Annotated in this window: 8 protein-coding genes; 7 read left to right on the plus strand and 1 reads right to left on the minus strand. The window is 65.4% G+C overall.

Annotation, left to right across the window (positions count from 1 at the left end; genetic code table 11):
- Positions 1–7: 7 nt before the first annotated feature.
- The 6 genes from ACGFK1_RS31660 to ACGFK1_RS31685 are packed head-to-tail and all read left to right on the plus strand — an operon-like array spanning position 8 to position 9,247.
- Positions 8–2,308: a hypothetical protein gene (locus ACGFK1_RS31660; RefSeq protein ID WP_393439332.1), complete on the plus strand. Its 2,301-nt coding sequence runs from the start codon at positions 8–10 to the stop codon at positions 2,306–2,308.
- A gap of 10 nt (positions 2,309–2,318) precedes the next feature.
- Entirely contained in the window at positions 2,319–4,661 is a 2,343-nt protein-coding gene (locus tag ACGFK1_RS31665) for a hypothetical protein (RefSeq protein WP_393439334.1), read from the plus strand.
- Between the two features lie 2 nt (positions 4,662–4,663).
- The gene (locus ACGFK1_RS31670; RefSeq protein ID WP_393439337.1) at positions 4,664–5,557 is read left to right on the plus strand and encodes a caspase domain-containing protein; all 894 of its coding nucleotides are present in this window, start codon (positions 4,664–4,666) and stop codon (positions 5,555–5,557) included.
- A gap of 53 nt (positions 5,558–5,610) precedes the next feature.
- A complete protein-coding gene (locus tag ACGFK1_RS31675) occupies positions 5,611–6,543 on the plus strand; it encodes a hypothetical protein (protein ID WP_393439340.1) in 933 nt (310 codons plus the stop codon).
- On the plus strand, positions 6,534–7,514 hold the full coding sequence (locus ACGFK1_RS31680; protein ID WP_393439342.1) for a hypothetical protein: 981 nt from the start codon (positions 6,534–6,536) through the stop codon (positions 7,512–7,514). Before ACGFK1_RS31675 ends, ACGFK1_RS31680 begins: the two co-directional genes overlap by 10 nt.
- Positions 7,511–9,247, plus strand: a complete 1,737-nt coding sequence (locus ACGFK1_RS31685) for a phospholipase D-like domain-containing protein (RefSeq protein WP_393439345.1) — start codon at positions 7,511–7,513, stop codon at positions 9,245–9,247. The genes ACGFK1_RS31680 and ACGFK1_RS31685 overlap by 4 nt, the downstream gene beginning before the upstream one ends.
- Before the next feature lie 120 nt (positions 9,248–9,367).
- On the opposite strand, the gene ACGFK1_RS31690 is transcribed toward ACGFK1_RS31685, so the two are convergent.
- On the minus strand, positions 9,368–10,075 hold the full coding sequence (locus ACGFK1_RS31690) for a hypothetical protein (RefSeq protein WP_393439348.1): 708 nt from the start codon (positions 10,073–10,075) through the stop codon (positions 9,368–9,370).
- Between the two features lie 221 nt (positions 10,076–10,296).
- Here ACGFK1_RS31690 and ACGFK1_RS31695 point away from each other — a divergent pair.
- On the plus strand, positions 10,297–11,894 hold a 1,598-nt coding region (locus tag ACGFK1_RS31695), incomplete at its 3' end, for an AMP-binding protein (RefSeq protein ID WP_393439351.1).

The raw sequence follows: 11,894 nt of genomic DNA on the forward strand, positions 1-11,894 counted from the left end.
CACACCAATGCTTTACCTCAATCCGCCTTACTACTACATCGACGGCGTCAGCCTGCTGCCGGACCACCAAGACCCGCTGCAGTGGTACTTCATGCCGCTGTATCCGCGGTTCTCCACCAACCCCGGAACCGGCGAAATCCAGCTGTCGTTGTTGAAGTACCGTGGCTCAGCCGGCAACGGCGGATTCTTGAATTTCGACGTCAACATCGGCATCGATCAGCCCGCTTTGGACACCGTGGCGGGAAAGCTCAAGGGCGCCGCCGGACTTGACGACAAGCCACGGCTGTCGCCGGTGCCGCTGATCGACGGCACGGTGCGGTTTATCCTGCTCGGCAAACAGACACCGCCCCCGCCGGGTGCCGGAGGCCCGCCCGCGGCCGGCGGCCAGCCCGCCGATGCCAGCCCGGGCATCCGGTTCGTCGAGACCATCCTGCAGGCCACCAAGCCCTCCCTTTACGGCGACAACCAGGCGGTGTTCTCCGCGCAGCTGAGCCAGTACGGCGTCACCGTGCTCGAAGAGGCGCTGCGCGGCGCCATGACCCCGATCGGCGTGATCTACGACTTGGACTACGTGGCACTGCGTCCCGCGTTCCAGGTCAAGCTGAATGTCGACTGGGACAGAGTCTTTCACTACGTCGACAAGATGACAGGCGTCGACGGGCTGTTCGTGTCCACTGAGATCGACAAGGCGGTCAGCGATCTGCGCGAACAGAAGGCCATCGATCTGCAGGCCGACCTCTTCGTCGCCGACGGCGACGACCCTGGCTCGGTGGTCGCAGACTTCGCCCGCGCGGAGAACGAAGTCAAGGAGATGTTCACCGACGCGTTCTTCAAACCGTCGCTGGAGCCGACCAAGGAAGCCAAGGACGGCTGGGACCGCGCCGCCGACTTCGGCAACCAGATCGGCCGCTACGCCACCACCGGCGGTGTCAGCAGCTTGCTGACCTTCTGCAAGAAAGAGGTCGACTTGACCCGCATCGACCGCAAGTCACTCAACGTCAACATGCGCGAACGCACCGCGGTGCGGCGGAGCATCCACCCACAGGGGCACCTCAGCGGCATCGCCGCCGTGCTGGCCGGTGACCCGTCGAAGTACACGATGAGCGTCGACCTGGACGACCCCTTCTTCAAGCAGCGCAAGCTGACTGCCCTCTCGCGCGCGGACATGAGCGCCGACCAACTCACCTCGGTGCACGTGTCGGCCCGCTATGGCCAGGACCCCAGCGACGTGATACTCGACGCCGCCCACCCCAGCGCCGAGATGACCTGGCAGGGCGCGGTCAGCGGTGGCACCTTCCAGTGGCCCGTCAGCTACGACTACGAAGTCACCTTCGCCAACGTCGACACCAGCCAGCGGCCCATGCATCTGTCCACGGTGGGCCGGCCCGGCTGGCCGAAGACCACCGTCGACCAGACTCTCGAAATCGTTCCGCGCGAGGACCTCTACACCATCGTCGACGTACCGATCCGAGCCGAGGCGCCGGTGCTGGCCGACTGGCCCACCATCGACGTCGACGTCAGCTACACCGACGACGCCAACGGCCTTCACCAGCGCCAGCGCTACACCCTGACCGGGCAAGCGCCGCTGGCCCACTGGCCGATGTTCGTGCTCGACCCCGGGAAAACCCGGCTGCACTACCAGATCACCTACACCGGCACCGACAACCGGGTGTTCACCAGCGCGGCCACCGACACGGACGACGAGCAGATCAACGTCGTCAACCCGTTCCCCGACCGCGTCGATCTGTCCATCGTGCCGCTGTTCGACTGGAACACCGTCGACCGTGCCTTCGCCGACGTGTCCTATGACGACCCACAGCACAACGTCAGCAAGGCGCAGTCGTACGAGTTCACCGCGAAAAAGCCTGACACCGCGCAGTTTTCGGTCAAGCTGCCGCCCGGCGCGCGTCACCTGCCCATCAGGTACGCGGTGTCCATCCTGTTCAAAGACGGCAACGAGGTCGACGTCCCGCCGTCGGCGACGTCGCTACCGCGCGTCACGCTGCGCACGGCGATGAGGGGCCACCGCACCGTGGCCGTACACACCGACGGCGCCGACTTTGCCGCTGCGGGACTGACGTCCATCGACGTAAACCTCTCGTTCACCGACGCCCAAGCCGGCATCAGCGCCGCCGACAGGTTCACCTTCAGATCCGCCAACGATCTGGGTCAGTTCGAATACGACTTCGTCGACGGTGCCCGGTCGGCCTACACCTTCAGCGCCAAATACCACTACGACAACGGGCTGAGCCGCACCATCGACGCCCAGACGTCGACCGCCGACGACCTGTCGCTACCCGTGAACTGAGGAGATTGACATGCTGCTGCTGGGAAGCAAATCCATCACCGTCGACGGCGTGCAGGTCTTCTCCGACCACAGCGACCCCAACCAATTCTGGTACCTACCGGCTCCGGTGGCGCTCGCGCGGGACCCGCAGACCCACGACGCCGATTTCACGTTCCTGAAGTTTCGGCCCGCCGCGGTCGCGAACGGCGCCAAGGGCGGCGGCTTCTTGATGTTCACCGTCGACCTGCAGCCCGACTCCCATCTCGAAGACCGCATCCTGGCCAAGGTCGCCGCCCTGGCGCCTGGGGAGCCGAAGCTCTCAGCGGTGCAGTTCGACGAGGGCAGCGTGGCGTGCATCGCGATGAACCTGCAGGGCGGCGGCGGCGCGGTCGCCGCCAACACCCCCGGGCAGTTCGTCGCCGTGGAATCAATCTTGGGTGCTTGCGCCCCCGCACTTTTCGGAGATAACGCCGCTGCATTCAGCCTGACACTGAGCCAGGAGGGCGCCACACTTCTCGAGGAGGCCTTCACCGACGGCATGGCCCCTATCGGGGTGATCTACAACCTGAAGTTCACCGGCATGCGGCCAGCACTGGACGTCAAGATCACCGCCGACTACAAGCGCATCTTCAACCAGTTCTCGGCCGGGCTGAGCGCCGGGGTGTACTTCGTCTCCGCCGGCCTGGAAGCCGGATTCGAGAAGCTGCGCCAAGACGGCGCCATCAAGATCGAAGTCACCAACTACACCGGGGCGGCTGAGCTGGACACCAAGGAGCAGTGGGCGATGGACTTCTTCAAGCAGACGCTGATCAGCCAATGGTTTGAGCCCACCCTGATGCCCGGCCAGCTCGAGGGCGGCGGCGCGCTGGGCGCAGCCGGCTTGGACGCCGCGGTGCGCGGCAACAGCGTGCGACCGCCTGCGACCGTCGCGCCCGCGGTCCCACCCGTCGCCGCGTCGCCGGCCATCAACCCGATCAAACCTCAAACTCCCTCGCCGACAGCTGGTTCGGGGCAACCCGCGACTCCTATGCCCGTGGCACCGGTACATCCGGCCATTCCATCGCCGATCGGCGCGCCCACACCAGCCGCACCGCCGCCTGTCCCGGCACCGCTCGCCCCACCCGGGCACCCGAGCCTGCCGGCCGCGCTGACCAAATCTCCCACCGCCAACACCGGCGCGCCCGTCCAACCCGCGGGCCGACCGCCCGCTGCCGGATCCGGTCTGGGGTTCAACCCGGCCAGCACCGCCAACGCGCTTGCGCCGCTTGCCAACATGGGAGCATCGAAGGCATTGCCACAGGTGTCCTTCAAGCTGAAGTACATCAACCAGGACGAGCTGAAGACGCTGACGCTCGAGTATCACCGCTCCGAGGCCACCCAGCGCATCTACGCACCGCAGGGGTTCTTCGGCCTGCTCGCCGGCGACCTCGACACGACCAAGGGCGGCAGGCACTTCCGCGAGGTCGACCTCGACGACCCGTTCTTCCGGGTCTTCACCGTCACCGTGCAGGCCCCGATCGACTACGCCGCCATCGGACTGACCAGCGCGCACGTCACCCTCGACTACGGGGACCCCCAAGGTGACCCCCAACACCTCAAACACCAGGACTATCTCTTCGACGCCGAGCATCACCAAGACCAGCAGTGGCAAGTCTTCCTCGACGGTAAGCTCGACACCGCCTACCGCTACAGCATCGAATACCACTTCGATCCGCAATCGCCCTGGAAGGCGCAGCAGTACAGCTACCGCAGCGCCACCAAGCAGACCGAGAACCGAACGTTGTTCATCAACCCGTTCGACGACTTCGCCTTTCTCGACGTCACCATCGCCGCCGACGGCATCGACACCGACATAGTCACCGCCACCGACGTACACCTGTCCTACAACGGACCGGCCGGCTACAGCCGCGCTGACGTGGTGACAGTGATCGCCGGAAAAGAGCCGCAGCACTGGAAGCTTCGGCTGCAAAGCGACCCGGCACCGCAGTACACCTACCACTGCGTTCACCACCTGTCCGACGGGACCGCCATCACGACCGACCCCGTGACCACGTCGGCCACCACGGTGGCGGTCACCAACCCATTCGCCGGGTCGCTGGATCTGACGTTCGTGCCGCTGTTCGACCCAGCGCAGGTGCGGTTCGCGTTCTGCGACTTCGACTACTCCGACGCCGACAACCACTACCACCGACAGTTCCGGCTGCAGTTCGGTGCCGATGCCAACGTGCCAGTCTCCAAACACATCTCGATCCGTGACCCGAAGAAGATCGGGTTCCGCTACCGGCTGACGTTCGAAGGCGCACACGGCGACGAAGAACGTGGAGCCTTCATCGACACCGAAGACACGCTCATCGCGGTCAAGAAAGGAGCCTAACCATGACCAAGCGAGCCGTGGTCGTTGGCGTCAACGACTACACCACCCAGTTCCCCGACGGCAAAAGCAATCTCGCCGGTTGCGTCAATGACGCCGCCAGCGCCTATCACCTGCTGGTCGACGCGTTCGGTTTCGACCCCAGCCAGACCTACTACTACACCGACGCCGCCGCCGACCGCACCACCATCCTGCAGGCGCTGCGCTACATCCTGACCACCGGTGAAGCCGGCGACGTGGCGTGCTTCTTCTACGCCGGGCACGGCGCCCGACTGGCGGCCGACCCGGCCAATCCGACCACCTCGAAGTACTACGAGGCGATCATCCCGGCCTCCGGTGACTGGATCACCGACTGGGAGTTGAGCGACCTCGCTTCCCAACTTGAGCCCTCGACGGTGAACTTCACCGTCATTCTCGACGCGTGCTACTCCGGCGGATTTCACGAATCGGCGCCCGATTCGCGCACCCGCACCATCGATTTCACCCAGGAACAGGTCGACGCGATGGTGGCCAACATGACCACCGTCATCCCGTGCGGGGTGTGCCTGCCGGCGGACTCCACCGTGATGAACAACAATGTCAGCCTGGTCAAAGGCAACGGCAACGGAGTGGTGTGCAGCGTCGATGACAACAAAAGCCTTGTCCCCCAGTCGAAGTCGACCGTGTTGGCGGCGTGCCGCTACGACGAGGTCGACATCGAAACCGGCGGTCACGGCGCGTTGACCCAGGGCCTACTGGACATCGTCAACGCCACGAACTTCTCCATCACCTACACCGACCTGGTCGATCAACTGCGCACCACCGTGCAGTCCCACAACCTGACCCAAACTCCCACGCTGCTCGGTCAGGAGAACCGAGTGACCGAAGACTTCCTGGCACCATGGCACGACTGCCGCTAGCCCCACCATCAGCAGCGCAAACGGCGGCTGACCCCGCCCAGCACGCCCTGAGTATGCTGGCCGGCGTCGCGCCGGACGCCGTGGCAACGGCCCGCCCCGCGCTCGCGCGCATCCTTGAGCCACTGCGGGCATCGCAATGGCCGCAGGTGGCCTGGCGATTCAGCCGCCTGACCGCCTCGGGCAACCCGGTCGAATTCTCCTTCAGCACCGCCGATCCGGCGCTGCGGTACACCGCCGAGGTAGCCGGTCCCGAGGTCGACACGCGGTCCCGGCTGCCGCGCGCCCTGACACTGCTGGCCGAACTCTCCGCGGGCGCAACGATTCCCCCCGCGTTGGCCGACGAACTCGCCGCGCTACAGCAGGCGGGCCAACCACAGTGGGGCGCCTGGATCGGCGGACGCCACGACGGCACCCGATCGCGCTACAAGCTCTACGCCGACGTCCCACCTGGCATCGACACCACCACATTTCTGGTCAACCAGCTGGGTTGCCCGCACCTGCTGGCACACCGCCGATCGCGACTCGAAGGGGTGGGCCACGAGATCCAAACCGGCCTCACCGAACTGTATTTCCGCCTCGACGGCCTCGACGTCGCCGACACCGGTGTGCTGCTGCACCGAAGCGGGCTCGGTGAGCGTCAGCGCGACCTGCTCGCGGTGATGGAGACGGTCTACCGGCGCACGATGCGCCCGCACCTGCCGTCGCACCCGTTCGGCGTCAGCGTCGCCACCACGCCCGGCTACGGCGCCGTCGCCATCAGCGTGTTCGCCTACGCCATCGATGTCTTCGGTGACGACGCCGCCACCCGTGCGGCGTTGCTGCGGGTGGGTTCGCAGCTGAACTGGGACGCCACCGCCTACCGGGTGCTCAGCGCACCGCTGGCAGACGTGCACAGCGCGCCGACACACCACAGCGTGGTCGCGTTCACGGTCGCCGGCGACGCGCCCGCCGCCCTGACCGTCGGGATGGCACCACCGTGGCCCTGACGGACGAACTCGTCAATGAGATCGTCACAGCCCAGAACGCCAGCGGCGCCTTCGCGTCAACGATGGTCGAAGACGGCGCAGCACGCGACGACGAGAACGGCTTCGTCACCGCACAGGTGCTCAGGGCTCTGGGCCCGCATACCGCCGATGCGCGGCTGCGCGAAGCTGCTGGGCGGGCCCTGGACTTCCTCGCGGGCTGCGAAGATCCCGATCATCCTGGGGCATACCGGTTCTGGACCGACACGGCGCGACCAGCCCATGTGCCGGTCTACCCGGCCGACGCCGACGACACCGCGGTCATCTCCCTCGAGCTTGCTCGTCACGGCCGCCTCGACACCGCGGCGCTGCGCGCCACCGTGCTACGCCGGTTGTTTCCCCATCGCGTCGCGGCGGGAGTCGATATGCCGGCCTCGTGGGTACGTCCCGGGGTGTTTTGGACATGGCTGGCCGACGATTTCGGCTACAACGTGGTCGACTGTACCGTCAACGCCAACGTGGCCGCGCTGCTGGCCGTCGCCAGGCTGACGCACCTACCGTGCTACGAGGCGGTGGGCTCGATGATCGAGACCGCGGTCGGCGCTGCAGGCGACAACGAACACCACGTCCGGTGCTTGTCACCGTATTACCCGCACCCCAACGAGCTGCTGCTGGCCGTCGACGCAGCCGTCGCGGCCGGGGCGCACAGGCTGCGCACCACGTTGGAAGCCTTGCGCAAATGGGCCCGCCCCCCCGACGTCGGCGAGCCGGTGTTCTGCAGCTCCTACGGGCGAGTGCGATGGCACGTCCCACTGCTGCACCACATTCGCGCAGCCCGTACGCAACCTGTGAAGGCCGAAATCGAGTCGAGTAGCCGACTACTCGTGGCAGCCGCCACCGTGGCGCCTAGCTTTCGGTTCAGCAGTCGGGTGGGGAGGTGCAGTGCACAACAAACGTGCTGCGGACCCGGCGAAACAGAAAGGCACACACCATGACCACCACACTGCAGGTCTACGCCGACGAGGACGACGCCTTGCTGTTCTGGACGGTAGCGGCGGCGATCCCCGGATGCCGAGGGTTCGCGATCGCGCGACGCATGACAGACCCGACCGGCAAGAAAACCGAGAAGTTCCTATGCAATCGCGTCGGTTTCTCCGCTGATGCTCCCCCCACCCCCGGCGCGGCGGTGCACGCCCAGCCCTCGACACAGTGGCCGTTTCAACGGTTTTCTTGGACCGACCACGCCGCCAACACCGGCGATACCGTCTCGTACCAAGTCATTCCGGTCGTGCGCGACGCCAGCGGTGGACTGGTGCAGCTGACCGATCACGCCAGCGCCTGGAGCCCAGAACGCACCCTAGGCACGCCCTCCGACAGCAGGTTCGCCCCATTCTTCAATCGCGGATTCGTGATCTCACAGTTCATGTCGCGCTATCTCGCGAAGAAGAAGCTGACACCACGCGAATTCAAGGACGGCATCCAAGACGAAGACGAGCAGGCGATCCGCAGCTTCCTGTCGGGCGACCTGCGGCTGGCGCTGCTCAACGAACTGAAGATCGCCATCAACGACGAAGCCCAAATCTATGCGGCGCTATTCGAACTGGCCGACAACGAACTCGTCGACGCGCTGTGCACCCTGGGCCCCAACGCCCACGTCGTGCTAGCCAACGGCTCGATCACCCCGCACAAGGGCGAAACCTCCGCACAGGCCCGCACCCGCGACGAAAACAACGACGCCCGCGCCAAACTGCTGGCTGCCAACGTCGACGTCGCCGCGAACGACCGGTTCATCTCGCCAGGGGCATTGGGCCACAACAAGTTCATGGTGCGTACGGACAGATCCGGCGAGCCGGTGATCGCCTGGACCGGCAGCACCAATTGGACGCCGACCGGATTATGCACCCAGCTCAACAACGGCCTGCTGATCAAGGACGCTTCAATCGCCCAGACGTACCTCGATCAGTGGCACCGGCTGCGCGACGCGACCAACGGCTTCCCCAAAGCCTTGGTCAGCGCCAACAGCACCGCGCACATACCTGCGCCGCCGGCGCCCGACGCTCCGGCAGCCACAGTGTGGTACAGCCGAACCAGCGGCAAGGTGGACCTGGCGGCATTGGCCGATGTGGTGAAGTCGGCCAAGCAGGGCATCTTGTTCCTGATGTTCATGCCCGGTGGCAACGGCGTGCTCGCTGATGTGATGGCGCGCGTCGGAGAACCGGGATTGTATGTGCGCGGGGTGGTTTCAGAACTTCCGCACGGACCTGGCAACGAGTCGGCGGTCAAAGTCGACCTGATCAACGGGGCACAGCAGCAGGACACCACGCTGGACATCATCCAGCCCGAGGGTGTGGCGCACCCGTTCGCCAACTTCGCCGCCGAGGTCACCCACAAGCAATTCCTCGCCAATATCGGCCACGCCATCATTCACAGCAAAGTGCTTGTCGTCGATCCGTTCTCGCCAAACGCCACTGTGGTGACGGGAAGCCACAACTTCTCGCAGTCCGCGTCCACCGGTAACGACGAGAACTTCATCGTTATCAGGGGTGACCGGGCGCTGGCCGAGGCGTACGCGGTCAACATCATGGCCGCCTACGACCACTATCGGTGGCGGGCGTTCATCGCTGAGGAACAGAACCCGTTCAATGCGCTGGCCGATGACGACACATGGATGGCACCCAAGCTGGCCGCCTCGCAGCATGACCTTCAGTTCTTCTGCAGCTCAACCTGAGACTGCGATGTCGCCTCGACGATGTCAGTGACGAAGAGCTGGCCTGGCGTCCGGTTAGTCCACACAAAATTCCCGGTCGCTCATCGGGGCACAGCGACCGGGAATTTCTGTTTCGTGCGACTAGTGATGGACCGCTCGGCGGCGCCCACCGGAGAACATGTCGCGCCATCCGCGGCGCGGCCGTTCCGCAGTGGCCGTGCCCGTCCGCGGCCGTTCGGCCGTCGCAGTGCCTGTCGGCTGGATCTGCGTCACCTCGTCGGACGGCGCAGGCTGTGCCGCAGTGGCATCGCTGTAATTGGCGACCGGCCGTTCGTCATACGCGGCGACGTCGCGCTGCGCGTACGCGATATCGCGGGCGCTGCGAACCGACAACCGCCCCAGTGCAAGAGCACCCAAGAAGATGATCAGCGCCCCGAGGCCGTAGAAGTACGTCAACTCGAGCCAGACCCGCTTGGTTTCGGTATTCGCCACCGGAGCGCCGACATCGCCGATGCTCAGCGGCCCGGCCAGCGCGCGGCCAACGACAAACCACGCGCCGGCGAGCACGGTCAGCCAACCACCCAACATCGCCGTTGCGCGATTGCCTGAGACCAGCAGCAGCAGACCGCCGAGCGCCGTCACCACACCGGGCAGGACTTCCAGCCAGCCACGTTGCGTCGTCCAGAACCACTCCTGGTCCGGCGCGAACGCGAAGTTGAAATACGGGCCGACAAACGGGATGAGCGAACCCGACGCGCCCAACAAGATCAACAGGAATCCGCTCATCGCACCACGGCTGCGGGGCATTGTCATCCGCCCGCCGCGGGGCCGAACGCGGGTGTCAGTCATGGCTCTCCTCCTCATGTCTTTCCCGCGGATACCCCCGGCTGCGCCTGCATAACCGTCAATAACGTCGGCAGATCCGGAGCGGTGGCTGCCCCGGGTGACAGCTGTCACACCGTTCACAGCGAACTGACAGCCGACAGCGGAATAATGTTAGTTTCGCTAACGTCTTTCCCCCTAGGCGCGACGTTGCGCCACCCCTTCCCGCGATTTGCTGAGGATTACTGATGTCGACTGTTACCCAGGAGGAACGGCTCGAACGCCGCATCTCCGATTTGTATGCCACTGACCAGCAGTTCGCCGACGCTCGACCAAGTGAGTCCGTCGCCCATGCCATTGAAGTGGCCGATGTGCGGCTGCCACAGATCGTCCGGACGGTGCTGGACGGTTACGCCGACCGGCCAGCGCTGGGGCAGCGCGCCGTCGAGTTCGTAACCGACCCGTCCACTGGCCGGACGTCGGCGTCGCTGCTCCCCCGCTTCGAGACGATCACCTATCGCGAGTTGTCCGACCGCGTCGATGCCGTCGCCACCGCGCTGACACACAGCTTCGTTCAGCCCGGCGACCGCGTGGCGATCCTCGGCTTCACGAGCGTCGACTACACCACGCTGGACATGGCGCTGCTGCGCCTCGGCGCTGTCTCGGTGCCGCTTCAGACGAGTGCACCGGTTGCCCAGTTGCGGCCCATCGCCGCCGAGACGGAGCCGGTGGCGATCGCGTCGAGTGTCGATTTCCTCGACGACGCCGTGGAGGTCATGCTGACCGGTCATCTACCCGAGCGGCTGGTGGTGTTCGATTACCACGCCGAGGACGATGACCACCGCGAGGCCTTGGAAGCGGCAACCGCGCGACTGGCCCAAAGCCCGGTCGTCATCGAGACTTTGACTGACGTGATCGCCCGCGGCAGTGCGGTGACGGTCCCGCCGCCCTTCGACTCCGGCGACGACTCCAACTTGGCGCTGCTGATCTACACCTCCGGCAGCACCGGCACGCCCAAGGGCGCTATGTACCTGGCCAGTGCGGTCAAGACCTCGTGGCGCCGGTCCAGCACGGCGATGTGGGGCAACAAAGGTGTGACTCCGTCGATCACCTTGAACTTCATGCCGATGAGCCACATGATGGGCCGGGGCATCCTCTACGCCACGCTGGGTGCCGGCGGCACCGCGTATTTCGTTGCGAAAAGCGATCTTTCGACGCTCTTCGAGGATCTGGCTTTGACCCGCCCGACCCAGCTGAGCTTCGTCCCGAGAATTTGGGACATGGTGTACCAGCACTACCAGAGCGAGGTCGACCGACGCGCTGCCGAAGGCGGCGACAAGGGGACCATCGAGGCCGACGTCCTCGCCGATCTACGCGAGAATCTTCTTGGCGGACGGTTCGTTTCGGCATTGACCGGATCGGCTCCCATCTCGGATGACATGAAGGTGTTCGTCGAGTCGTTGCTCGATCTGCATCTGACAGATGGATACGGCTCCACCGAAGCGGGTGCGGTGTTCGTCGACGGTCAGGTGCAGCGCCCGCCGGTGATCGACTACAAGCTGGTCGATGTGCCGGATCTGGGGTACTTCAGCACCGATCGCCCCTATCCGCGGGGTGAGTTGCTGGTCAAGTCCGAGACGATGTTCCCCGGCTATTACAAGCGGCCCGAGATCACCGCCGAGGTGTTCGACGCCGACGGCTACTACCGCACCGGCGACATCGTCGCCGAGCTGGGACCCGACCGGCTGGAGTATGTCGACCGCCGCAACAACGTGCTCAAACTGTCGCAGGGCGAGTTCGTCACGGTCGCGAAACTGGAGGCGGTGTTCGGCGACAGCCCGTTGGT

The organism is Mycobacterium sp. NPDC048908, assembly GCF_043197955.1.
Taxonomy (GTDB): Bacteria; Actinomycetota; Actinomycetes; order Mycobacteriales; family Mycobacteriaceae; genus Mycobacterium.

Excerpts from the sequence above, each read along its gene's own strand:
- ACGFK1_RS31665 (WP_393439334.1), top strand. The coding sequence starts at position 2,319 with ATGCTGCTGCTGGGAAGCAAATCCATCACCGTCGACGGCGTGCAGGTC.
- ACGFK1_RS31675 (WP_393439340.1), top strand. The coding sequence starts at position 5,611 with ATGCTGGCCGGCGTCGCGCCGGACGCCGTGGCAACGGCCCGCCCCGCG.
- ACGFK1_RS31660 (WP_393439332.1), top strand. The coding sequence starts at position 8 with ATGCTTTACCTCAATCCGCCTTACTACTACATCGACGGCGTCAGCCTG.
- ACGFK1_RS31670 (WP_393439337.1), top strand. The coding sequence starts at position 4,664 with ATGACCAAGCGAGCCGTGGTCGTTGGCGTCAACGACTACACCACCCAG.
- ACGFK1_RS31690 (WP_393439348.1), bottom strand. The coding sequence starts at position 10,075 with ATGACTGACACCCGCGTTCGGCCCCGCGGCGGGCGGATGACAATGCCC.
- ACGFK1_RS31685 (WP_393439345.1), top strand. The coding sequence starts at position 7,511 with ATGACCACCACACTGCAGGTCTACGCCGACGAGGACGACGCCTTGCTG.